The sequence below is a fragment of the Chloroflexota bacterium genome (assembly GCA_023475225.1).
Taxonomy (GTDB): domain Bacteria; phylum Chloroflexota; class UBA6077; order FW602-bin22; family JAMCVK01; genus JAMCVK01.
Genome location: JAMCVK010000042.1, coordinates 1 through 24,461 on the forward strand (window position 1 = coordinate 1; position 24,461 = coordinate 24,461).

The following is a 24,461-nucleotide window of genomic DNA, read 5'->3' on the forward strand; positions in this document are numbered from 1 at the left end:
CACTCAAAAAGGATGAGAAGCCAGTTTCGCTGCCGAAGGCAACTAAGGCCAGTCCTTGGCGGCCTGCAGCTAATCATCCTTGGCGTAGGCAGGTAATGGTGACAAAATCACTGAACAATTAGGGTGAAATTTTCACTGGACAACAACAGGGTTTTCGAACGAAATGAAAAAAGGTCTACGATTTCGCGTTCTGTGAGGCTATGGTAGTGAAGAACAGGGATTGAGTCTTGTGGGCCACTCTTTATATGCCCTACAGAAGCCTGATCTTTCGTCCGACAGCCTCCTCGAGGGCAGCGATAGGTATAGTACCCTGACGGAGAACAATGGGTGGTTCCCGGGTTAGATCCAGGATAGTTGAGGGTGTCCCTTGGGGGCAAGTGCCACCATCCAGGATGAGGGGAATCCTTCTGACCAGTTGGCTGTAAGTCTGGGCTGCTGTAGTCGGGCTGGCCATACCGGAGCGATTGGCGCTGGTCGCGGCTAGTGGTGCCTGGAGGGCGGTGATGAGACGCAAAGCGACCTGGTGGTCTGGAACGCGCACTGCTACCGTTGGTCCTGGTGAAACGGCAGTTGGTACGTTTGGTCTTTTGAGCAGGATAAGAGTCAGACCACCCGGCCAGAAACGCCCGGCTAAGCGCCAGGCGGATTGCGGTACATCTTGAGCCACCAAAGTTATCTCTTCAGCCTTGGCCAGGAGTAGTGGGATAGGTTTGCTCTTCTCCCTCCCCTTAACCCTGTAAATCTGTTCGATGGCCTTGTCCTGATAGCCGTGTGCCCCTAGTCCGTAGACGGTATCCGTGGGGAAGGCGACCAGTCCCCCTGCCTGCAAGATCTCCACTGCCTCCCTTAAGGCTATGGGGTCGTCAACCTTTAGAACCTTTGTGGTTATGTTTCTGCTCATGTCCGCACGCTAACGATCCGCTCTATGCCGGAGTAGTCCTTGCTTACGGCGATGGTTGCCTTAGGGAAATGACTTTCAGCTAGGCGGATAGTAGCTGAGGCTTGCCCTGCCCCAATCTCCACGAAGACCATGCCTCCCGCCTTCAGGTAGAGCGGGGCGACGGCAAAAAGGCGACGGTAATGCTCAAGTCCATCTGGTCCACCGTTCAGGGTGGTGGGTGGTTCAAACGCCCGAATTTCTGTGGGCAGGTTGGACAATTCATCACTTCTGATATAGGGGAGGTTGGCCACGATGATGTTCACTGGCTCTGGCAAAGGGGCAAGGAGATCGCCGATTAGGAGAGTTACCCGATCAGCCACGTCGTGCTGGTAGCAATTGCGCCTGGCCACGGCGATAGCTTCTGCGGAATGGTCGATGGCGTAGATGCGGGACGAGGATAAACGGACGGCCAGGCTGACGGCTATCGCCCCGCTACCTGTCCCAACGTCAGCGATGAGGAGAGGCGTATGGGCGTATTCCTCCCCTGCCACGGTTTCCAACACCTGTTCCACGAGGTGCTCTGTTTCGGGACGGGGGATAAGGACGGAGCGATCAACGTAGAAGGTCAGTCCATAGAACTCCTTTTCCCCGGTGATGTAGGCGATGGGCTCGTGTCTCAGGCGACGGTCTATCAGCTGGACAGATGCCTGCTGCTCAAGGGGAGTCAACAGCCGATTCGGCTGACAATATAATTGGGTTCGGCTCAGATGTAAGGCGTGTCTCAACAGGACCTCAGCCTCCAGATAATTATCTGAGGAGACGCCGGCCAGTAAATGGGCGGCCCAGCGCACCATCTGCCCGATCGTAGGTGGGGGCTGGGCCCCTTCGGGGAGGATATTGTGGACTGTTGAGGGCATTCAGTCGGTCAACCCCTTCTCTTTCAGCTGTTCGGCTCGATCTGTAGCGATCAGGGTGTCGATCAAATCATCGAGCTCGCCCTCAAGAATGTTCGGCAGACGGTGTAATGTCAGACCGATGCGATGATCGGTCAAGCGATCCTGAGGGAAATTATAGGTGCGGATCTTCTCGGCGCGATCTCCGCTACCCACTTGCAAACGCCGCGCCTGGCTCACCTGCTCCATCTTTTTGCGTTGCTCTAAGTCGTAGAGACGTGCCCGCAGCACGGCTAGAGCCTTCAGTTTATTCTTTAACTGAGAACGTTCATCCTGGCAGGTGACGACCATCCCTGTAGGCAGGTGAGTGATACGGACAGCCGTATTCACCTTGTTGACATTTTGCCCCCCAGCACCCCCAGAACAGAACGTATCGATGTGGAGCTCATCCGGATCGATCTGGACATCGACCTCCTCTGCCTCAGGCAGCACGGCTATGGTGGCAGTAGAGGTATGGATACGGCCGCCAGCCTCGGTAACCGGGATGCGCTGTACCCGATGCACGCCGCTCTCGTATTTGAGGCGTGAGTAGGCCCCCTTGCCCTTGATCTCGCAGATAATCTCTTTGAAGCCGCCCAGACCGGTGGGATTAGCACTGACTATTTCTACATCCCAGCCCTGCCGTTCAGCATAGCGGCTGTACATCCGGAAGAGATCGGCCGCGAAGAGGGCGGCCTCCTCTCCTCCGGCCCCAGCCCGAATCTCCATAATGATGTCCTTCTCGTCGTTAGGGTCCTTTGGCAGCAGGAGGGTCTTGAGCTCTTCAAGCAGTTGCATCTGGCGGTTTTTGAGGGTAGACAGCTCCTCCTTGGCCAACTCGATCAATTCCTCATCCAAACCATCATCCAGCATCCCCCTTGTTTCCTCGAGGCTCTTCGTTGTCACCTTATACTCGCGGTACTTGCTGACCAGTTCCTCGAGGGCTGCCTTCTCCCGACCATGCTTTTGCAGCTGGATGGGTTGGGAGATGACCTCAGGCTGGCTCATTAACGTGGTCAATTCGTCGTATTTCTTTTCCAATTCGGCCAGTTGTTCGATTACTGCCATCTTCCTACTCGCTTCAAAGGTGAATGGTAATCTATTAACATTATAACAAAAATTTGGGTTTCGCACCTTCCCTAAACAGCTGCGCATGGTGTAAACTAGCCTTATGCAGAGACGAAGTGGGCCATTGGCCAAGATCCAGACGGCGATAATCCTTCTTGTTCTCCTGTTCGTTATCCTTCTTCTGCCCCTTGGTTGTGGCTCGGGATGGTCTCCGACATCGCCCCCGCCCGCCGGGACGGGCCTACCGCAGGGACAGCTCAGCATAACTGTCCTCGATGTGGGACAGGGTGATGCTATCTTTGTAAAGTCCCCTTCTGGTCGGACGATGCTGGTCGACGCCGGTGATAGTCGCGCCATCGCCGAGCGCGTGATTCTGCCCTACCTGGCTCAACATGGTATCGGGAGGTTGGACTACGTCGTCTTGACCCATCCTCATCAGGACCATGTGGGAGGCATGCCTACTGTTCTTGAACGAATGATGGTGGGAACGGCGGTCTTCACAGGGCAGGTGAGCATCAACCAGGCCTATCAAGAATTTCTGAGGCTCGTTCGCGATAAGAAGATCACGGCCCTACGGGCGCGTCAGGGGAAAACACTGGAGCTGGGCCCGGAAGTAAAGGCTGTCATTCTCAATCCACCTGAAAAGCTATTTGAGGGGGAGAATAACAATTCGGTTGTCTTGCATTTGACTTATGAAGGGATCAGTATCCTCTTGATGGGCGATGCGGAGAAAGAGGCAGAGGAGAAAATGCTCGCCGAGGGCCTGCTTTCGCCTTGCACTATCTTGAAAGTGGCCCATCACGGTAGTTATAATGCCTCCAGCGAATCGTTCCTGGCTGCCACGCGGCCGCGTTATGCCCTCATCTCGGTGGGGAAGGATAATAAATACGGGCATCCTCACCGTCAAGCGATAGCTAGACTACAGCGCTATGGGGCGTCAATCTACCGCACCGACCAACAGGGCACGCTTACGGTCATTACTGATGGCGCACATGTTACCATTGAGCCAGGGAAAGGGGGGTCGCGGATGATCAAGGATACCTCGGCCCACTTCCCAGGACAGGCAGGCCGTAAGGAACGGCCAAAATCGGCCTCAAATGAGGGTGAGAGAGAGAAAGGGTCTGGGACGGCGCATGAGCAAATCTATTGGCGGACTGCGGGGGGTAATTGACCGCTTTGAGGAGGGGAAATGGGCTGTCATCGTTCTTGACGATGAGCAGCAATTGATTTGGCCAGTCAGCCAGCTGCCGCCGGGGGCCAAGGAGGGCTCAGCTATCGTTCTCCGGATAACCGTTGATGATGAGGATACGAAGCGTCGTCGAGGCAGGACGGAAGAGCTTCTGAAGGATATCTTTACTGAGTCTTGAGAGAGGAGGCCGATCTTATGGACTACATAGCCAGTTTCCGAGAGATGTTTGGTGCGGAAAAGCCTATCATCGGCATGGTACATTTAGAGCCTCTGCCCGGTTCACCCAGATATGCTGGAAGCCTGGATAAGGTGTTGGAGAGAGCACTAGAGGAGGCCAGAACCTTGGAAGAGGGTGGGGTGAACAGTGTGCTTATTGAAAACTTCAATGACAATCCCTTCTATCCCGAGACGACGGAGCCAGAGACAGTCGCCTCCATGACCCTCATCGCTCACGAGATCAGAAAGACTATCTCTCTCCCGATAGGGATAAACGTGCTCAGGAATTCCTGGAAATCGGCCATGGCTATCGCTTCGGTGATTGGGGGAGGGTTCGTCCGCTTGAATGTCTTTACCGATGCCCTGGTTACTGATCAAGGCGTCATCAGCGGGGCAGCCCACCTGGCGACCAGATATAGAAACTTCTTGGGTGCCCAGGGAGTCAAGATATTTGCTGACCTCTACTCCAAGCACGGTGCTCCTCTTGCCCCCAGGCCCCTCGATGTTGTAGCCAGGGATATGGCTTATCGCGGGATGGCCGAGGCCATCATCGTGTCTGGACAGGAGACCCCAGATCCCCCACGTCGGGAAGATATCCAGATGGTCAGGAGAGCAGTCCCTGATCGGCCAATCATCCTTGGCAGTGGGATGACCATCGCCAATGTTGATTTAATGCGTTATGCCGATGGGGCTATCTTCGGCTATGGAGCGAAAAGAGGGGGAGATATGAGTAATCTGGTGGATTTGGAGCTCACCAGGCAATTTGTGCGTGCCGTGAAAGAGCTGACCTAGTTCCTGTCCAAAAAGTGTGGACAATCGTGGCTTTTGGGAACTCTTTAGATTATAATTGCGACACATCTTTGTCATCTCTGCTGAGAGTCAGTGCCAATGAATGAGACGAACCACTCCTCCTCTGGGAAGAACCTTGTTTCAGGTCTAAGTTACGGACCGTTCTCCGTGGTTAGACTGGTGGTGGCCACCATTGCCATCTTTGCCATGGCCACTATCCTTATGTATCAATGGACTTATGCTAATCATATTTTCCTGGGGGTTAAGGCCGCTGGACTTGACCTTGGCGGTTACACACGGGAGGAGGCACAAGCTGCCCTCATCGCCCATTTTGACCGCTACGCCCGCATTCCCATCACCCTTTCCTACGGAGCAAAGCGATGGGAGACGACTCCTGCCGAGCTGGGCTTTCGCTTCGATGTGGAGCGCACCGTGCAGGATGCTTATAGCGTAGGACGCAGTGGTGATCCACTCAGCCGGCTACTCGCTCAGTTGGATGCTCTGCGCTTCGGGCGCACAGTTATTCAACCGGCTATTTCCTTCAACAAGATGGCCCAGAAGGCTTATTTAGCCAGCCTGGCCGAACAAATCGATCAGCCGACCATCAACGCTTCACTCACTATCCAGCCGGACCTCTCTGTAAAGGTGACGCCGGCGCAGGCTGGACGGAAGCTGAACATCGATAAGATGGCCAAGATTATAGAGGAATCACTCCTGTCACTTTCCCCGCAGAACATAGAACTGGTGGTGGAGGAGAACCCCCCCAGCCTAGTTGAAAGCGACCTCGCAGAGGCGAAAGGTCTGGCTGAGAAGATCCTGTCCACCCCTCTTCAGCTGCGCTTCCGTAACCAGACCTGGACCATCGAGCGAAAAGAGGTGGCTTCGTGGCTCCTTTTCAGGGAGAGGAAAGAGGACGGCCAAGTGAAAGGGTTAACGGTAGAGTTGGATGAGATTCGACTTCGGAAACTGGCCGAGAACCTGGCTAAGGAGATCAATCGGGAGCCAGTGGATGCCCGCCTGGCCTTCAACAAAGGCCGCCTAAGCGTCATCCGCGAGGGGGCTGATGGATTGAGGCTCGATGTGGCGGCGACGGTGAAGGAGATAAAAGCTCAGGCCCCCAGCGACAATCATACGCTCGAGTTGCCCGTAACGGTCATCAGGCCCAAGATCGCTTCGGAGGATAAGGATAGGCTGGGGATTAAAGAATTGATCCTGGAGACGAGTACCGAGTATGGCTTTCCGGGTGCTCTCGCGGAGCGCAACTACAACATCGAGTTGGCCGCCTCGAGGTTAAATGGCATCGTCCTCGCCCCTGGCGATGTCTTCTCATTTAACAAAGAGGTCGGTGAGGTAAGCAAGAGGACGGGTTATAAAGTTGGCTACGCCATTACCCAGCAGGATGGCAATGCCATAACGGTTCCCTCCGAGGGTGGGGGCATATGCCAGGTGGCGACGACGCTCTTTCATACTGTCTTTTGGGCGGGTTACCCGGTCGTCGAGCGCAGTTGGCACTTCTACTGGATACCGCGTTATGGGTGGCCACCCCATGGCTTGAAGGGACTCGATGCCACCATTGATCAGACCTATGATAAGAATGGCAATCTCGTCTATGCCCTGGATTTTAAGTTTAAGAACAATACGGGGAATTACGTCCTGGTCCAGTCTTGGACTGATGGCAAGAACTTGGCCTTTGCCTTGTATGGTGTTAAGCCCAACTGGGAGGTTAGAGTAGAGGAACCGAAGATCGAGAATGTGGTGAAGGCCGACACCAATCTAATCGAACAGCCAGACCCAACGCTGCCGGAAGGCAAGAAAATCTATGTCGAACATGCGGAGGACGGCTTCAAGGCGACTATCGTGCGTACTGTGTTGCAGGGTGGCCGGGTCGTTGATAAACACACCTTTGTCAGCGAGTACAGACCTTCGCGGAATGTGGTGCTGGTGGGAACAAAGAAGCCGTGAAGGATCACTTCTTAGCCAGCGCTAATCCCCCTTTTGGCAGAGGATGACCCGCTTACTGCGGTCGGTGTGATAGGTATAGAGCTTGCTGGCTGTAGTGAGGGTAATTTTGTATCCTGGTGTGATCACCTGGGCATACACCTTCCCCGGCTCAGGGCAGCCGAGGGCTGTGCTTGGCCAATCGATCTCCTCCACAGTAGCCACCATTACCTGACTGACTGAGAGCCCCAATCTTTTGGATAGATCCTCCTTAGCCAGTTGCACCAGGGCTTCTGCTCCCGGGGGGATGCTGGCATCTTTGGGTGTTGGCTCTTCAGATTGACCCGCTCCTTGTCCTCCGGATGCGGGGGTTGCGCTGCAACCAAGGAGCAGTAAGGTTAGACCAAGCAGGGCTATCATTAAGCCACGCACCTCCATCATCACCTTTCCTGGATAGATTCACTTTATAGACGCTTGCTGCCCTTGAAATGTTCCTTGAAAATAAAATGGTACCCCCTGGGCGACTCGAACGCCCGCACCTGGCTCCGGAGGCCAGCGCTCTATCCACCTGAGCTAAGGGGGCCCCTGCCCACTAAAAATATAACATAAGATAGAACAGAACGCAAACGTGCGGGTGGCAGTTACGTTAGCCCATCGCCTTGCCAGGGTGGATAGGGCCTGCTATATTATATTACAGATTCAGCACACGTTCAGCCTGGTGTGCAGTACGGAAGTTGGATAGTCTTTAACCTATGTGTTAAGGTGGGAGAGGGCAATGATCGTAGACTCGCAAGAGAGTGCTGAGCAGCACAAGAGGCTGAGAGAGATCGATTCCCTCCTTCAAGCAACGCAGGCCGTTACCTCCTCTCTTAATCTGCAGGAGATCCTTCCTGTAATCGCTGAGAAGGCGGCCGAGGCGGTAGGCGCCGGGACGAGCCGTGTCTATCTCCTGAATGAAAGTGCTGGTCGGCTCGAAGCCGCTGCGGCCTGGGGTGCGGAGACGCACTGGCCTCATTATGAATTCTCCCTCGGCGAGGGAACCATCGGCTGGGTAGCCCAGCACGCCGAACCGTTGCTCATCTCCAACACCACACATGATCCCCATTTCGAGGTCAAGTCCTCTCTCTCCCATCTCATCGTCAACACCCTGACCGTCCCTATGCAAACGAGGGGAAAGGTGGTCGGTGTGCTTCAGGTGGCCAATAAGGATGCAAGCGGTAGTTTCTCAGCTGAGGAGCAACGCATCCTGATGGCCTTTGCTAATCAGGCGGCTATCGCCGTAGAGAATGCGCGACTCTTCGAGGAGCTGTCCCGTAACAAAGAGGAGCTGAAACGTAAAGCGGTTCAGCTGCGGCGGCTTCTGGCCAAAACGGTCTCTGTTCAAGAGGAGGAGCGCAGACGTATAGCCCTTGACTTACATGACGGCGTTACACAGCTGATCCTTGGCGCCCTCTATGAGACGCAAGCGGCGGAGCAGAGCCTTTTCTCCGGTCCAGAGGTGGCCAGGCAAAGGCTGGCCAGTGCCCGCGCTTTGTTGGATCAATCCCTGGCCGAGATGCGACAGGTTGTATTCGATTTGCGTCCCCCCTCCCTGGATGAGCTGGGACTCGTGCCCGTTCTACAAAAGTATATGCAAGGTTTTGTTGAGGCTAGCGGCCCTCACTATTGTTTTGAGGTTCGTGGTGCCCCTCACCGTCTTGCGGTCCCGGCCGAGGTCGCCATATATCGTATCATACAGGAAGCTCTCCACAATGCTCGCAAACATGCCGATGCGACCATTGTCCGTCTTATCCTCGAATTCGAACCAGAGATGCTACGCATTACGATAGAAGATGACGGTAAAGGCTTTGCCCAAAATAGGGAGATGACCACGTGCAGCGAGCACCTGGGTCTGGCGGGAATGAAAGAACGGGCGGGGAGCATTGGGGCCGTAGTGGGGATTGATTCAGAGGTCGGCCGCGGCACTAAGATAGTGATCACTATCCCCACTGAACGAGCTTGTGCTGGGTCTTAAATCCCAGACCTCCTAGTGCCGTTACAATCTGGCTTGGTTGTCTCTAGAGACAGAACTAGCCCTGCTTAGGTCCTTTTCCTAAGGCTCGCGGAGGAAGCTGATAAAGATGGAAACAATCCGTATCTTAGTGGTAGATGATCACCCGGTCATCCGCCAGGGCTTACGGAGCATGTTGGCTGGCTATAGTGATATGGAGGTGGTTGGTGAAGCAGAGAATGGGCCGCAGGCGGTGCGCTCCGCCTGCGCCACACAACCAGACGTCATCCTGCTTGATATTCGCCTACCCGGCAGCAATGGTGTTCAGGTAGCCCAGCAACTTCGTCGTTTATGTCCGGAGGCGAAGGTTCTTATCCTAACCACCTATGATGAAGAAGAGTATCTGTTGGGCGCCTTGCGGGCTGGAGCTCACGGCTATATGTTGAAGAATACGCGCCCTGAGGAGTTAGCCGCGGCCATTCGTGCTATTAATGCCGGTGAGCGCCTGGTCAGTCCTGGTCTGATCAATGGAGTATTGCAGCGCTTTGAGTCCTTGGCCAAGGAAGCGGCTAAGCACGAGGCCGGCTTGACGGATGCAGAGATAGAGATATTACAGTGTATGGCCGCTGGTGCTACCAACAAAGAGATCGCCGAAAGACAGTACTGGAGTGAAGCCACCGTCAAACGCAAGACTATCGACATCTACCGCAAATTGGGCGTGGCCGATCGTGCTCAGGCGGTGGCTGAGGCGATACGGCGAGGACTTATCTAGCCTACGTTTCTCCCTCCTCTATAACTTCCTCTTAATTGAGTCCATTAGGGTCAGGAATTGATACTTTTAGACCTTGACCTTGCCTCTGAGAATAAAGATATTAATAGACGTCAATACCTGACGATCGGCGTCGACGTGGTCATGGGGCGAGATGGACAAGTCCACTGAGGAAGAACTTAAGCCCGCCTACAAGATTCTCCGCCTGGAGCAGCAGCTGGAAGCCTATGAAAGGCTGCATAGGGAGGAGATTGAAGCTATCAGAGAGGATCTGCGCGAACTGCGGAAGATGATCCTGCAATCTGATTCGGGTAAATAGCCCTTAAAGCCGTTTGTGATGTGCCTTGTGTTCAGGATATGTATATTTTAAGGAGGAGAGATGGTCATTTCAGCTAACGCGATCCTGGCTTCCCTTGCCCAGGCTATCATGGATGGAGACGAACAACGCGGGAGGGATCTCGCCCAGCAGGCTTTAGGGGCGGGGTTAAGCCCTAGCAACATCTTTGAGGAGTGCATAACCCCTACCTTGCAACAGATTGGGGACAAATTTAAGCGACTAGAGATCTTTCTGCCGGAGATGATGCTCTCGGCTGATGTGGTGAAGGGGATCACGCGGGTATTGGAGCCGGTCATCTTTAAAGAGAAGGGTTCAGTGCCCTCGCAAGGGAAGGTAGTTATTGGAACGGCGCAGGGTGATGTGCACGATATAGGTAAGAATATGGTGGCCACGATGCTGGAGGTCAGTGGTTTTAAGGTTTACAACCTGGGAGTGGACGTATCAACGGCTGCCTTCTTAAGCAAGGCGCGGGAAGTGAGGGCTGACATCATTGCTATTTCCTCGTTGCTCACTACCTCCACCCCCTTTATGAAGGATGTAATCTCCTTCCTGGAGGGGGCTAGGGAAAGGAATGAGTACCGAGTGGTCGTGGGTGGCGGTCCGGTGACGCGGGAGTGGGCTCAGCGGATCGGGGCTGACGGCTATGGCAAAGATGCCGCTGAGGCGGTGAGCGTGTGTCGTGAATTAGTGGGAAGCAAGAAGCGAGGGTAAGGGCCAAAGATGAGAAACTACACGAGATTATTGGATATTCTCGATCGTGTTGAGAATGGACCGATCATCGACGAGACCGAATTCGACCGCAAACTGTTGCCGGCTAAGTTAAAGGAACTGCAACGGGAGCTCGACATTCGCTACGACCGGCAGAGCAGTATCCTTCTGGATGATGCCCTGGCCGATCGCCTCTTCGAGGCCGGTCTGCGCCTGGCCACTGATGTTGGTGTCCTCTGTACCAGCACTGGTCGACGTATCACCTTCACCCGCCAGGAGATCCTGGATGCCCTGGAATTTGCTCCGCAGGAGCTCATCATTGGCCGGGGGTTGGATCGGTGTACGGTGCGCAAGAGGCAGGTAGAGGATAGGGTTCCCCCCGGTGTGGTCGGTGGTCCCATCGGGCAAACGTTACCAGAAGAGCTCTTTCTGCCCATAATGCAGAGCTACGCTCAGGAGCCTATTGTCGATACCATCATCAATGGGACGCTGCTCACAGTCTATAACCGAGAACCCAAGACCCATTCCCCATGGGAGGTGCTGGTTGCCTGGCATGAGGCAGAGCTCTCCAAGACGGCGGTAAACCGAGCCGGTCGTCCTGGGCTGGCCATTGGCTGCGTCGAGACTTCTCCCAGTGAAATAGGAGAGATATCAGCCAGCTCCTATGGTGGCTTCAGTCCCTACGATTGGCATCAGGTCGCTATGGTTAGTGAGTTGAAGACCAACTATGCCCTTTTGGCCAAGATAGCCCATTTGGTGCGGACAGGTTGTATAATTCACACCTTTTACAATCCTATCTTTGGCGGCTACGCCGGTGGTGCCGAGGGGGTGGCCATCACGGCCGTAGCCGGGATCATGCTGATGCAGATGGTCTACATGACTACCACTCATTCGATCTGTCCCACCCATCCCTTCTTCGAGTCAGATACCGCCCCCGAGATAGTTTGGGCCATCAGCGCGGCGCAGCAGGCCATCAACCGTAATACCCATCTGCTAACCGATGTCCTCGTTTCACCAGTCGGTGGTCCTTGCACCAAGGTTCTTCTTTACGAGACGGCCGTGATCACGGCTGCGATCACCGTATCTGGGACAAGTCGCGTTTTCGCTGTCAGATCGACGGCTGGCAAATATCAGGGGTATTCCAGCGGGCTAGAGGCTAGATTCAGTGGCGAAGTCGGGCAGTCTGTGGCCGGCATGAGCAGACGGGAGGCTGATGAAATAGTGAAGCGACTCATCCCGAAATATGTGGACTACCTGGATAAGGAGCCGAAAGGGAAGCGCTTCGATGAGGCCTACGATATGCACACGCTCCGGCCAACTCCAGAGTGGCAAAGTATCTATGAGGAGGTGAAAGAAGAGCTAAGAAAGATAGGAATCCCCTTCAAAAAATAGGCATATACCCTTTCTTCGGCTTGCTAGGGATACCCATCGTGTGGGAGTAATAGCCGGGAAGGTGGCATGGCTCCCTCCCCGGCTATTACCCAAGAGTTAAAGAACGCATTTCAGTGTATGGAGGTGTTCAGATGGGTTCAGGTCTACCTCGATCCTTGCTTGTCCTAGTGGCTTTGATGTTTGTGTTCGCTTTTACTGCGGCTTGTCAGCCAGCCGCGCCCGCTCCGACCCCGACCTCTCTCGCCGCAGCGGTGCCCCCGTCCCCTTCCCCAACGCCAGCGAAGGCACAGCAGCTACTTTTTGCCCTTGACTGGGTCGTGTATGGGCGGCATGCAGGTTATTTCGTAGCCCTCGACAAGGGCTTTTACACCGATGCTAACCTGGCTGTCAACATCGTGCGGGGCTACGGTTCGGTTGATGCCATAAAGCGTCTATCGGCCGGGAAGGCCCAGTTCGCCTTTGGCGACATCGGCTCCCTCGTCGTAGCACGAGCTAATGAGGGGGTCAAGGTGAAGGCTCTGGCCGTCGTCTACGGCAAGGCTGCACACACGCTCTTCTTCTACGAAGACACCGGGATCAAATCACCCAAGGACCTGGAGGGAAGGACGATCACTGGCGGAGCTGGGGATGCCATAATGGCCATTTTCCCCGCCTTTGCCAAGGTGAACGGTATAGATGCTAACAAAGTTCAATGGAAATTGGTCGACCCGGCCACGAAGACGCCCCTCTTTCTGGCCAGACAGGCGGAGATCATCACTGAATACCTGCCCGCTAAGCCCATTTTAGAGAAGCTGTCAGCCCCTAAGGGGCTCAAGGTAAAAAGTATGCCCTACTACGACTACGGCCTTCCCTTCTATGGCAATGGCCTCATGGCCACGGAGTCTTTCATAAAGCAAAATCCTGATGTGACCAGGAGGTTCGTCCAGGCCACGATGAAGGGACTGGCCTACGCCTTTGATCATCCTGATGAGGCCATTGATATCCTGCGGAAGTATCATCCAGAGGTAGATCCGGAGACGGGAAAAGCCGAGATCGCCATCGTGAAGGAGCTGGCGATGACCGATGAAGCTAAGAAGAGTGGGCTCGGTTACATGTCCCCAGCGATGATGAAGGCGACGCGCGATATCATGACTAGCGCTTTCGGACTGAAGACGGAGGTGCCGCTGGATGATCTCTATACCGACGAATTTCTGAGCAAGAAGTGATAGCCTCCGGGCCAGTGGGGCTCACTCTTGAATGGGGGTGAGAGCAAAAGTATTGGTGAGACGAATTGCGAGGGTCGCCACCTCAGTTACAGGCGAGACAAATACGGTTGACAAGAAAGGAGGAACAAATATGACTTTCCCCTTGAGGCACAAGAAGGTCTTTGTTGGTCTGGTGACTATCTTGATGTTGGGGCTGGTCCTTTCGGCCTGCACACCGGCGGCTACACCGACGCCGACCAAAGCAGCTGCCCCCGGCTCCAATATCAAAACGGCTGTAACACCGAATCCAGCGCCGGTTAAGAAGCCGATCAAGGTGGCCCTGATTCTGACAGGACCGACGACTGACCTTTCCTGGAATGGACAGGCCTACGAAGCCTTGAAGGAGCTTAAGCAGAAGCTGGGTGTAGAGATCGCCTACTCGGAGAGCATCAGTGATGCCGACGTTGAGCGGGTCCTACGCGAATACGCTAATAGTGGATATAACCTCATTATTGCGCACAGCTTTGGCTATGGCGATGCCACCTTCAAGGTAGCCAAGGACTATCCTAAGACAGCGTTCGCTTGGGCTGGTGGGATCAATAAGACGGCGCCCAACGTAGCCGACTATGATCAACCCTTCTATCAGGCTTATTATCTGGTGGGGATCCTGGCTGGCTATATGAGCAAGACGGGCAAGATTGGGGCTATCAGCGGTTTCGATATCCCAGTATGCCACGCCGAGGCGAAGGCCTTCGAGGCTGGGGCGAAGAGCGTCAATCCCAAGGCGCAGCTCTTTGACAACTATGTGGGTGAGTGGGTAGATCCCAGTAAGCCACGGGAGGTGGCCCTGGGTATGATCGAGAACGGAGTAGATTTCTTCATCGGCTGTGGTGAGGGCCCAATCATCGGGGCCATAAAGGCTGCGCAGCAGAAGGGGGCTCTAGCTGTTGGCTATGTGGGTGACCAATATTCCATCGCTCCTAACACAGTCGTTACCAGCATGATCTGGGATCTGTACACCCTCTTCGCCCAGATGACCAAGGATGTGGAGGAGGGGAACTTCAAGGGCGAATACTATAGCTATGGTGTCGCCCAGGGTGCTCTTAAACTGGCGCCGTTCCGCAACTTTGAGGACAAGGTTCCGGAGGCGGCGAAGAAGAAGATCGAAGAGGTGCGGCAACAGATCGTCAGCGGAAAGTTCGAGGTACCCTATATCCCGAAGTAGAGGCACTGACCTGCTCGGATAGGGGCTCAGCGATGGGGGGGCGACCTTCCACCCCCCCATCGCCTGATCAGATTGCTACCAATATGGGTGTTTGGCCAGGGGAGGCGGGATTTCAGCGGTCGAGAAGCATTTCCGAATGCCCTTCTGATAGGAATGAGGAGATAGGTTGTCTACAATCGTCCGGATGACAGGGATCACCGAAGCGTTTCCTGGTGTGCTGGCGAACGATCATATCGATTTCACAGTAGAAGCGGGCGAGGTACATGCTCTCCTCGGCGAAAATGGGGCCGGCAAAACTACCTTGATGAACATCCTCTATGGGCTTTATCAACCAGATGAGGGCGAGATATATATTAATGGACAGCGGGTCGTTCTGCATTCACCCAAAGATGCTATTAATCTGGGTATGGGCATGGTGCATCAACACTTCATGCTCATCCCTCCCTTCAGCGTAGCTGAGAATATCGTCCTTGCTCTCAAATCCTCACGTGAACCGTTCCTTGATGATTCAAGTCTGGTGGCGAAGAGGATCAGCGATTTGGCCACCAAATATTGTTTGTCTGTAGACCCAGAGGCCAGGATCTGGCAACTATCTGTCGGACAACAACAGCGCGTTGAGATCCTTAAGTCCCTCTATCGTGGCGCCCGCCTGCTCATTCTTGATGAGCCTACCGCTGTTTTGACACCCCAAGAGGTAAAAGAGCTGCTCCAGGTATTGCGTTCTTTGGTCGCACAGGGTAACTCTGTCATCTTTATCACCCATAAATTGGATGAGGTGATGCAGGTGAGTGACCGCGTCACTGTCCTGCGTGATGGAAAGGTCGTAGGGACGCTAAAGACGGCGGATGCCAGTAAGCGAGGGCTGGCGCGCATGATGGTCGGACGGGAGATGCTCTCTCGCTTGGCCAAGAAACCATTGGAGGCCGGGCCTCTAGTTCTGGAGGTGAAGGACCTCCTCGTTTTGAATGATAAGAGATTACCTGCTGTGAAGGATGTCAGTTTGACCGTGCGTCGGGGAGAAATTCTGGGTATCGCTGGGGTGGATGGCAACGGGCAGCGGGAGCTTTCGCAAGCAATCACCGGCCTGCGAGAGGTGGCCAGCGGAAGAATCTATTTCCATGGACAGGACATAACTGGTGGCTCCCCGCAGCACTTTATCGCTCTGGGAGGAGCGCATATCCCTGAGGATCGCTATGAGATGGGTTTGATTATGGATTTCGATTTGGCTGAGAATGCCATCCTTGGCGTTCTAGATAAGCCCCCTTTTGCTAAAGGGCTATTCCTTGATCAAAGTGCTATTGAGGAGCATGCCCAGAATCTGATCGTTCAATATGATGTGCGCACACCAAGCATCTCCGTACTGGCCAGAAACCTTTCTGGTGGAAACGCCCAGAAGCTTCTCCTGGCCCGTGAGCTCTCACGTTCCCCCTCCTTAATCGTGGCTGTCCAGCCCACCCGTGGGCTGGACGTAGGAGCTACGGAATACGTTCAACAACAGCTGGTAGAGCATCGTAACCGCGGGGCAGCGGTGCTCCTCATCTCCACGGAGCTCGATGAGATATTGATGCTATCTGATCGAGTGGCTGTTATGTACGAAGGGGGAATTATGGGCGTCATCTCTTCTGACCACATAGATATTGAGGAGATTGGATTGATGATGGCTGGGGCCAGAAGAGTCTCGACTCCTCCGCAGGAAGGGGAACGATGCTGAAGGCGACTCAGTCGAGAGCCGCTCATTTACCGGGCGTCTCATTGCTTAGGGGGCTTTTCTCCCCGCTTATCGCCATCATTCTAGCCCTGGGCATGGGGGCGTTACTGATCCTGGGGTCAGGGGTGAATCCACTAGCAGCTTACAGGGCTCTCTTTCTGGCTGCTTTTGGTGGCCCACTGAGCCTGAGCGAGGTATTAGTTAGAACGATACCGCTGCTCTTGATCGGACTTGGCCTGACCATCGCTTTCCGTTGTCGAGTGTGGAATATCGGTGCGGAGGGACAACTGTATATAGGCGCCCTGGCTGCTACTTGGCTAGCGCTCACCTTCAGCGATATTCCGGGGCTTCTGCTTCTTTTCTTGATGTTTGTGATCAGCTTCCTGGCGGGCGCCTTTTGGGGGGCGATTCCCGGCGCGTTGAAAGCTAAGTTTGGAGTGAGCGAAATCATTACCTCACTGATGTTAAATTATGTTGCCTTTTTCTTTGTCAGTTATCTAGTCCGCGTACCCCTAAAAAATCCCCAGTACTACCTGCCGGAGACGGCTCATATCCCTGAAGCCACCCAGCTACCGATTTTGATTCCCAAGAGCTCCCTACATCTGGGCATCGTTGTTCCCTTGCTTTGTGTGCCCCTGGTCTACATCCTGCTCTGGAAAACGGTGCTCGGATACAAGATTCGAGCGGTAGGCATTAGTCCCCAGGCCGCTCGCTATGCGGGAATCAACGTAGCCAGGTACATCATCTTAGCGATGGTCCTGAGTGGGGGACTGGCTGGGTTGGCCGGAATGATTGAGGTGGCTGGTGTGCAATATCGCCTGACGGCCTATATCTCATCGCAATATGGCTTCACAGCTATCGTCGTGGCCCTTTTGGGACGTCTCCATCCTGTTGGTGTTCTCTTCGCCGCTTTCCTTTTCGCGGCGTTGATTGTGGGAGCAGACGCCATGCAGCGCGTGGTTGGGCTCTCTGTGAACCTGGTGTATGTTATAGAGGGATTGGTGGTCATCTTCGTTTTGGGGTCTGAGGCCCTCCGTCGGCGAAGGAGATAGATATGGATTGGTCAAAGCTACTCACAGAGGCTTTTCTGATAGGGCTGAGCGCCTCGACTATCCGTCTGGCTACGCCGGTGCTGGTCGTTGTTCTGGGGGAGATCTTCGCTGAGTTATCAGGTGTCCTCAACCTGGGTCTTGAAGGAATGATGCTCATGGGGGCGATCGGTGGCTTCGTTACCACTTATATTACGGGTAATCCTTGGCTGGGGCTGTTGATTGGCACATTGGCCGGTGGATTGATGGGATTGCTGATGGCCTTTCTGACCGTCACCCTGCGCGTCGATCAGGTGATCAGCGGGATCGCCCTGGTAATTCTTGGACAAGGGGTGAGCGGGTTCGTCTTTCGCCGCATATTCGGTGCCTTCAAGGTCCCGCCAGGCATCCAGGGTTTTGAGGTCATCCACGTTCCTATTCTGGATAGGATCCCTATCCTGGGGCCGGTTCTGCTGGAGCATACCATTCTTGTTTACCTGGTCTTTGCCTTGGTCCCCCTGACCTGGATCGCTCTTAACCGTACCACCATCGGACTTAAGTTAAGGGCAGTAGGGGAGCATCCGAGAGCGGCCGATACTGTAGGAATCAACGTCTACCTGGTGCGTTACTCGGCAGTCATCTTTGGAGGGGTTATGGCTGGATTAGGAGGGGCTATCCTTACGGTGGGGCAGCTTCATTTCTTTGTGGAGAACGTCACTGCCGGGCGTGGTTGGATTGCTATCGCCTTAGTCATCTTCGCCAAATGGGATCCGTTTCGGGCCCTGGGGGGAGCGCTGCTCTTCGGCTTCGCCGATGCCCTGCAGATGCGCTTACAGGCCCTTGGCTTCGCCATCCTTCCCTATGAGTTTCTCATAATGGTGCCCTATCTGCTAACTATCCTGGTGTTATTAGGAGCGGTGGGCAGGACGGTGCCACCGGCAGCTCTAACTGTCCCTTACGAAAAAGAGCAGGGTTAAGATGAATCAAGCGGCGGTGAAGTATCTTCAATCGAACAGAAGGAAAATGAGGCTCCATTAGCGGTACTATCTCTGAAACAGGGATAAGGGGAACTTTACCTAAAAATCATAACAATTTTAGGAGGAGACTAGACGTGAGGAATAATGTGAGGTTGCTCGATGTGCTTGACCGAGCGGAGACAGGGCCGGTGATGGACGAAAAGGAGTTCGACCTCAAGATGGTCGCTGGCAAGGTGCCAAGGCTACAGCGGGAGTTCAACATCCATTGGGACCGCGTCACCCTGGTCAACACTGATAATGAGCTCGCTGATCGCGCTTTTGAGGCTGGACTGAAGATGGCCGCTGACGTTGGGCTTTACTGCACTGATACGGGCAGACGGATTGTGTTTACGCGCGAGGAGCTATTGCGCTATGCCCGCCATGCCCCAATCGAAGTGCCCATCGGTGAGCACCTTGACCGCCACATCGTGCGGAAACGGGTGCCTGAGGATAAGCATCCACCCACAATCATCGGGGGGCCATTGGGACAAACCTTACCTGAAGACCTCTTTGTGCCCATCATGCATAGCCATGCCCTGGAGCCTATCGTGGACACTGTAATCAATGGAACACTTGAGACCTGTTATGGTCGGGACCCCCGCACCCACTCCCCTTGGGAAGTGATGGTCGCCTGGCGAGAGCTTGAGCTCTGTAAACTAGCGGTCAGCATGGCTGGTCGGCCAGGGATCGCCATCGGTTGTGTAGAGAATGCCCCCAGTGAGATTGGGGAGATCTCGGCCTCTTCTTATAGTGGGTTCAGCCAGTATGATTGGCATCAGGTGGCCGTCGTTAGCGAGCTCAAGACCAACTATGCCCTCCTCTCCAAGATTGCCCATCTGGTGAGAACACAATGCGTTATTCACGGCTTCTATAATGCCATCTATGGGGGTCTCCCCGGTGGCGCGGAGGGTGCAGCTATCAGCACGGTAGCGGGCATGCTCTTGATTCAAGCGGCCTATATGGCCACCTCCCATGCGATGTGTCCAACCCATCCGTTCAATCTCAACGACACTGGCCCGGAGACGCTCTGGGCGATGAGCCTAGCGACCCAAGCCCTGGCCGGCCATACAAATCTGATGATCGATGTTTTGACCTCCCCCGTCGGCGGACCAGGCACGAAGACGCTGCTCTATGAGTGTGCGGCGGTGGCTGCTATGGGCACCTGCTCTGGAGCGGCGCGACTGATGGGTGTGAGGGCGACCTGTGGCAAGTATAGAGGACATTCTAGCGGCCTGGAATCCCGCTTTAATGGTGAGGTGGGGCATGCCATAGCTGGTATGAGTAGAGAGCAGGTCAATGAGATCGTCAAACGTACTGTTCCTAAATATATCAATGACCTACCCCAAGAGCCCAAGGGTAAGGTCTTCCCTGAAGTGTATGATATGCGAACGATGCGACCAAACAGCGAGTGGCAGGGGCTCTATGAGGAGGTCAAGGAGGAGATGGTCGCGCTCGGAATCCCGCTCGTTTAGATCGTACTTGCCGATCGGGAGGAGTGAACGTCTGGGGTTTTATAGCAATTCGGCGGAGGAGGACGGTGCGCTTCGAATGCCTGGAGCCCCATAGCCTCGAGGAAGCCTTATCGCTGCTTGCTGAGTATGGAGGAAAAGCGAAGCCCCTCGCTGGCGGGACCGATCTGCTGGTCGATCTCAAGCTCGGTCGCCTGACTATTCCCTACATCGTCAACCTTAAGCGCATTCCAGGGCTCGGTCGAATCGAGCCTGCAGCTGGTGGGTTAGGCATAGGTGCCCTCGCCACCGTTGGTGCAGTGGAGATCTTGCCCCTTATCCAGAGGCGCTGGGCTATGCTCGCTCAGGCGGCACACTGCTTGGGCTCGCCGCAAGTGCGGAACATTGCTACAGTGGCGGGTAACCTTTGCCGCGCCGCACCGTCAGCGGACATGGCTCCTGTCCTCCTCGCCCTGGATGCCAGCGTTGAGATAGCCAGCCTGTCTGGGAGAAGAGTGGTTCCCTTGGAGAAATTCTTCCGTGGCCCAGGGGCGACGATCCTAGAGCCCCAGGAGCTACTTACGGCCATTTATGTGAGTGATCTTCCACCCGGAACAGCGGGCGTCTATCTGAAGCTTGGACCGCGGCGGGCGATGGATCTGGCCATCGTGGGAGTGGCTGCTCTCCTGAGAGTACAGGAGGGGGTCTGTCGGGGGGTGAGAATAGCCCTGGGGGCTGTTGCTCCCACGCCGCTGTGGGCGCGACGGGCTGAGGAGGTGGTTGAGGGTCGGTCGCTCGATGATGATGTCCTGGAGATGGCTGGTGAAGTGGCGGCGGAGGAATCCCGTCCCATAAGCGACATTCGTGCCTCTGCCACTTACCGCCGAGCGATGGTTAAGGTCTTAGTGAAACGGGCGCTCAGCCAAGCCTGGGAATCGGCTCAAATGAAGCTCTAAGTAGAACGGTTGATTATATAGGCTGTTTTGCCCCTTTTCAGGAGATAACACCGTGGCAAAGCAACAAATACGGCTCAAAGTAAATGGTGAAACCTACGAAATCCTCGTCGAACCGTATATCACCCTCCTGGAAGCCCTTCGGGAGGAGCTCAGACTGACCGGAACGAAGAAAGGCTGTGATCTCGGTGACTGTGGGACCTGCACCGTTCTGCTTGAAGGTAAAGCTGTAAACTCCTGTTTGGTGCTGGCCATAGATGCCCGAGATAAGGAGGTCACGACGGTGGAGGGGTTGGCCCAGGGGGGAAAGATGCATCCGCTCCAGGAGGCCTTTATCGAGCACGGCGCGATTCAATGCGGCTATTGTACCCCAGGCATGCTTCTTTCAGCCAAGGCCTTGCTGGATATGAATGAGCATCCAAGTGAGGAAGAGGTACGCGCGGCCATTGCGGGTAACCTCTGCCGCTGTACAGGCTATGTCCGGATCGTTGAGGCTATCCTGGCTGCCGCTGAATCCTTAGCCAGAAGGGGGAACGGATAGGATGGAAGGAGCTGTAATCGGCCAGAGTGTGCCTCGTCTTGACTCACCTGCCAAGGCCATAGGAAAGGCAGACTTTACGGCTGATCTGAGGTTCCAGGGGATGCTGCAGGCCAAGATCCTGGGCAGCAAGCATGCCCACGCTAGAATAAGCCATATTGACACCACTTTGGCGGAGAGGCTGCCTGGTGTGCAGGCCGTGATTACGGCGAAGGATGCCCCTGCCGTCCGCTATGGGGTCTATCTGAAAGATGAGGTCCTGCTTGCTCGGGAGAAGGTGTGCTATCTAGAAGAGCCCGTGGCGGCTGTGGCGGCTGTTGATGAGGATTGTGCCAGCGAGGCCCTGGCACTGATCAGGGTCGAATATGAGCCTCTGCCGGCTGTCTTCGATCCCCTTGAGGCGATGCAGCCTGATGCCGCCCTTATCCACCAGGATTCATCTTCGTATAAGGCCGTATTTCCCTCAGTGAGATATGGCAATGTCTGTATGTACACCCGCATCGAACATGGTAACGTGGAGGAAGGCCTTGCTGCTGCTGATCTCATCGTCGAGGATACCTTCTGCACCCAACCGGTCCATCAGTGCTACCTGGAACCCCACGCTGTAGTAGCCCTGTTCGACGCCTCAGGCAAGTTAACGGTTTGGTCAAGTACTCAACAGGTATTCGTCTCTCAGGCCACCCTAGCGGAGGTGTTGCAGATACCGATGACTAAGGTTCGGGTCATCAACACCTACCTGGGAGGGGGCTTCGGAGGGAAGTTAAATCCCTGGTTAGAGGGTATCGCGGCCTTGCTTGCTCGAAAGTCTGCTAGGCCGGTGAAGCTGGTATTCAATCGGCTGGAGGAGTTTATGGCTACCCAGCCGCGCGCTCCTTTTATCATAGAGTTGAAAACGGGCGTCAAGCGTGATGGACGGATTGTCGTCAGGGTGGCAAAGATAATCGGTGATGCCGGCGCCTACGCCGATCATGCGCTGGGGGAGACGGCCCAGGCCGCGGTGCGGGTGCAAGGCCCTTACAAGATTCCGCATATGCGGGCGGAGGGCTTCTGTGTCTATACAAACAAGGTTAACTTCGGCTGTTACCGTGGCTATGGTGTTCCCCAGGCCGTCTTCGCCGCAGAATCACAGATGGATATCATCGCTGAACGGTTGGGACTGGATCCGTTGGCATTTCGGGCTATCAATCTGGCTGAGGATGGCGACCTCCTTCCTTCTGGGGAACGCCTGCGCTGCGTCTCAATCAAAGAGACGATGCAGACAGCCGCCGAACGGGCCGATTGGATGGAGAAGAGGGTCAACAAAGTGGCTGGTCGGGGCATTGGGATCGGCAACGCCTACACCAACACGGGTATGCTAGCCTCCAGCGTCTTCCTTAGAAGCAATGAAGACGGAACTTTTCAGATATTCAGCGGCGTTGTGGACATCGGTACTGGGGCAAATACCATCCTCTGCCAAATTGCGGCCGAGGAGTTAGGGGTTCCTCTCGAGGATGTGAGCATCGTCTCTGGCGACACAGATATGGCGCCCTATGATCTTGGTTCCATCGCAACCCGTGTAACCTACGATACAGGTAATGCCGTCAGGTTGGCCGCTATGGACGTCAAGCGCCAGCTCTTCGAGATAGCCGCTAAGCGTTTGGAGGCCAACATCGAGGATCTGGAGATTGGGCACAGGCACATCTACGTCAAGGGATCCCCAGATAAAGGAGTGACCGTTGCTGAAATCTGTCAACATGGCCTCTATGTTGAGGGTGGTCCGATCGTCGGCAGGGGTAAATTTCTGGGGGTGCCCTCTTTTAAGACACAACCCGGCGAGGGTTATCCTCTGGACCCTTATCCCTCGTTCATTTTTGGGACGCATATTGCTGAAGTGGAGGTGGATAAGGATACTGGGCAGGTGAAAGTGTTGCGCATCGTCGCCGTGCACGACCTTGGCCGGGCCATAAACCCCCTTGCGGCGATGGCCCAGATCGAGGGTGGTATTGGGCAGGGGCTTGGCTATGTCCTGACTGAGCGGATGATCTTCAATGAGGAAGGCAGGGTCTTAAACCCTACCCTGTTGGACTATAAAGTACCCACAGCTTTGGATATGCCCCAGATGGAGGTAGTCATCTTAGAGTATCCGGACGAGCTGGCTCCTTTTGGGGCGAAGGGGATCGGCGAGTTGCCCCAAATATGCGCACCAGCGGCTGTCGCCAACGCTGTGGCCGATGCCATCGGCGTTCGTATCAGGGAACTCCCGCTAACAGCAGAAAAGATCTTGGAAGCCCTGCGACAAGATAGCGTTTAAGTCTTCTTGTAAGAGTGAGCTGAATTCGTTCGTCATATAATATATAGCCTTAGAACCCATCCTATTAGGTGGTGGAAACTCGGCCTTCTAGCTCACCTGTGCGGTCGATCAGGTTTTGAAGGGGATCCAACGGGCTTGTCGGAAGACATTCCAGAGAGGAGGTGTAAAATGCGTTTAGAGGTTAGCGAGCTAGGAGGGTGAGTGAACTAAATTTTTCAGCGGAATAGGAGGTTGGCATGAAACCGATTCATATCGCTATCATTGCCATCGCGGCGGGGATCAATGGTGTTCTTGACGCTTTCGGGGTAGTTAGTGCCCAGATCGTGCCTGGCGTGGCCGCCTTCTATCCAGCAGTCGCCTTCCAGATCGCCTTTGGGGCATGGTTTGGGATCTGGGGTGTACTTGGTTGCTGGTTGGGTGCCTTCTTCGGAGGGGTAATCAGTGGTATGCCGGTGTTACCGGCGCTGGTGATGAAGTTTGGCGCTGGACTGCAGGCCCTGGTGGTAGCCCTGGCCTTTCGAGCCTTTAACGTCAACCCGGCGTTGCCCACGAAGAAGGATTGGGTATACTACATTATCTTCGGCGTCGTTGTGGCCCACCTTTTTGGCGCAACGTGGGGGGTGGGTTCGCTGGCGGCCTTTGGCATCATACCTTGGGGTGTCTTCTGGGTGGCCTGGGTGCCTTGGGTCATCGGCAACATGATCGTCGTGGCGATCATTACTACCCCGCTGTTCCTGGGCGTGTCTCGAGTGGTGCTGCGGAGTGCAGCCTACATGAAGGGAATGGTAGCGTAGATTTGGCGGGTCTCCTCCTGCCCTGGTGGGCAGGAAGAGACCCCACTCATTGAGTGGGTGCAAATTAGA

The 24,461-nt window shown here is 54.9% G+C and carries 23 protein-coding genes and 1 tRNA gene; 19 read left to right on the top strand and 5 right to left on the bottom strand.

The features are described from left to right. Positions 1-250: 250 nt before the first annotated feature. From M1136_10805 to prfA, 3 genes are read right to left on the bottom strand one after another with little or no spacing between them, the layout of a single operon-like run. The gene (locus M1136_10805; GenBank protein ID MCL5076116.1) at positions 251-901 is read right to left on the bottom strand and encodes an L-threonylcarbamoyladenylate synthase; all 651 of its coding nucleotides are present in this window, start codon (positions 899-901) and stop codon (positions 251-253) included. Then, entirely contained in the window at positions 898-1,797 is a 900-nt protein-coding gene (gene prmC, locus M1136_10810; protein ID MCL5076117.1) for a peptide chain release factor N(5)-glutamine methyltransferase, read from the bottom strand. The genes M1136_10805 and prmC overlap by 4 nt, the downstream gene beginning before the upstream one ends. Then, positions 1,798-2,880 (bottom strand): peptide chain release factor 1, encoded by a 1,083-nt coding sequence (gene prfA / locus M1136_10815; protein MCL5076118.1) that lies wholly within the window; start codon positions 2,878-2,880, stop codon positions 1,798-1,800. A 103-nt stretch (positions 2,881-2,983) separates the two neighbouring features. Here prfA and M1136_10820 point away from each other — a divergent pair, with 103 nt between their 5' ends. The 4 genes from M1136_10820 to M1136_10835 all read left to right on the top strand — a co-directional run bounded on the left by M1136_10820 (position 2,984) and on the right by M1136_10835 (position 7,036). After that, positions 2,984-4,051 carry an MBL fold metallo-hydrolase gene (locus tag M1136_10820; protein MCL5076119.1) on the top strand — a complete coding sequence of 356 codons (1,068 nt, stop codon included), beginning with the start codon at positions 2,984-2,986 and terminating at the stop codon, positions 4,049-4,051. Next, positions 4,014-4,247, top strand: coding sequence for a DUF3006 domain-containing protein (locus M1136_10825; GenBank protein MCL5076120.1), 234 nt, complete (start codon positions 4,014-4,016; stop codon positions 4,245-4,247). Before M1136_10820 ends, M1136_10825 begins: the two co-directional genes overlap by 38 nt. Before the next feature lie 17 nt (positions 4,248-4,264). Continuing rightward, the gene (locus M1136_10830; GenBank protein ID MCL5076121.1) at positions 4,265-5,077 is read left to right on the top strand and encodes a BtpA/SgcQ family protein; all 813 of its coding nucleotides are present in this window, start codon (positions 4,265-4,267) and stop codon (positions 5,075-5,077) included. Between the two features lie 96 nt (positions 5,078-5,173). Further along, positions 5,174-7,036, top strand: coding sequence for a peptidoglycan binding domain-containing protein (locus M1136_10835; protein ID MCL5076122.1), 1,863 nt, complete (start codon positions 5,174-5,176; stop codon positions 7,034-7,036). A gap of 21 nt (positions 7,037-7,057) precedes the next feature. Here M1136_10835 and M1136_10840 read toward each other — a convergent pair whose 3' ends face one another. Together M1136_10840 and M1136_10845 are read right to left on the bottom strand one after the other, a co-directional pair. Next, the gene (locus tag M1136_10840) at positions 7,058-7,453 is read right to left on the bottom strand and encodes a hypothetical protein (protein MCL5076123.1); all 396 of its coding nucleotides are present in this window, start codon (positions 7,451-7,453) and stop codon (positions 7,058-7,060) included. 66 nt (positions 7,454-7,519) lie between these two features. After that, a tRNA-Arg gene (locus tag M1136_10845) sits at positions 7,520-7,595 on the bottom strand. Positions 7,596-7,787: 192 nt separating this feature from the next. Between M1136_10845 and M1136_10850 the strand changes: the two genes are divergently transcribed. From M1136_10850 to M1136_10920, 15 genes are all read left to right on the top strand, one after another. After that, positions 7,788-9,026, top strand: a complete 1,239-nt coding sequence (locus M1136_10850) for a GAF domain-containing sensor histidine kinase (protein ID MCL5076124.1) — start codon at positions 7,788-7,790, stop codon at positions 9,024-9,026. Between the two features lie 106 nt (positions 9,027-9,132). Further along, positions 9,133-9,774: a response regulator transcription factor gene (locus M1136_10855; protein ID MCL5076125.1), complete on the top strand. Its 642-nt coding sequence runs from the start codon at positions 9,133-9,135 to the stop codon at positions 9,772-9,774. 151 nt (positions 9,775-9,925) lie between these two features. Next, positions 9,926-10,090 (top strand): hypothetical protein, encoded by a 165-nt coding sequence (locus M1136_10860; GenBank protein MCL5076126.1) that lies wholly within the window; start codon positions 9,926-9,928, stop codon positions 10,088-10,090. Positions 10,091-10,150: 60 nt separating this feature from the next. Beyond that, positions 10,151-10,819, top strand: a complete 669-nt coding sequence (locus M1136_10865) for a corrinoid protein (protein MCL5076127.1) — start codon at positions 10,151-10,153, stop codon at positions 10,817-10,819. A 9-nt stretch (positions 10,820-10,828) separates the two neighbouring features. Continuing rightward, complete coding sequence (locus M1136_10870; protein ID MCL5076128.1) at positions 10,829-12,208, top strand: monomethylamine:corrinoid methyltransferase; 1,380 nt, start codon at positions 10,829-10,831, stop codon at positions 12,206-12,208. A gap of 131 nt (positions 12,209-12,339) precedes the next feature. Next, positions 12,340-13,413 carry an ABC transporter substrate-binding protein gene (locus M1136_10875; GenBank protein MCL5076129.1) on the top strand — a complete coding sequence of 358 codons (1,074 nt, stop codon included), beginning with the start codon at positions 12,340-12,342 and terminating at the stop codon, positions 13,411-13,413. 130 nt (positions 13,414-13,543) lie between these two features. Next, positions 13,544-14,617, top strand: a complete 1,074-nt coding sequence (locus tag M1136_10880; GenBank protein MCL5076130.1) for a BMP family protein — start codon at positions 13,544-13,546, stop codon at positions 14,615-14,617. Between the two features lie 166 nt (positions 14,618-14,783). Then, complete coding sequence (locus M1136_10885; GenBank protein MCL5076131.1) at positions 14,784-16,328, top strand: ABC transporter ATP-binding protein; 1,545 nt, start codon at positions 14,784-14,786, stop codon at positions 16,326-16,328. Continuing rightward, positions 16,322-17,377, top strand: a complete 1,056-nt coding sequence (locus tag M1136_10890) for an ABC transporter permease (protein MCL5076132.1) — start codon at positions 16,322-16,324, stop codon at positions 17,375-17,377. The genes M1136_10885 and M1136_10890 overlap by 7 nt, the downstream gene beginning before the upstream one ends. Before the next feature lie 2 nt (positions 17,378-17,379). After that, entirely contained in the window at positions 17,380-18,330 is a 951-nt protein-coding gene (locus tag M1136_10895; GenBank protein MCL5076133.1) for an ABC transporter permease, read from the top strand. 134 nt (positions 18,331-18,464) lie between these two features. Further along, positions 18,465-19,841 (top strand): monomethylamine:corrinoid methyltransferase, encoded by a 1,377-nt coding sequence (locus tag M1136_10900; protein MCL5076134.1) that lies wholly within the window; start codon positions 18,465-18,467, stop codon positions 19,839-19,841. Positions 19,842-19,906: 65 nt separating this feature from the next. Further along, positions 19,907-20,773 (top strand): xanthine dehydrogenase family protein subunit M, encoded by an 867-nt coding sequence (locus tag M1136_10905; GenBank protein MCL5076135.1) that lies wholly within the window; start codon positions 19,907-19,909, stop codon positions 20,771-20,773. A gap of 52 nt (positions 20,774-20,825) precedes the next feature. Then, positions 20,826-21,311: a (2Fe-2S)-binding protein gene (locus M1136_10910; protein MCL5076136.1), complete on the top strand. Its 486-nt coding sequence runs from the start codon at positions 20,826-20,828 to the stop codon at positions 21,309-21,311. Position 21,312: 1 nt separating this feature from the next. Beyond that, positions 21,313-23,598 (top strand): xanthine dehydrogenase family protein molybdopterin-binding subunit, encoded by a 2,286-nt coding sequence (locus M1136_10915; protein ID MCL5076137.1) that lies wholly within the window; start codon positions 21,313-21,315, stop codon positions 23,596-23,598. A 236-nt stretch (positions 23,599-23,834) separates the two neighbouring features. Then, positions 23,835-24,392: an MASE1 domain-containing protein gene (locus M1136_10920; protein ID MCL5076138.1), complete on the top strand. Its 558-nt coding sequence runs from the start codon at positions 23,835-23,837 to the stop codon at positions 24,390-24,392. Positions 24,393-24,461 lie beyond the last annotated feature (69 nt).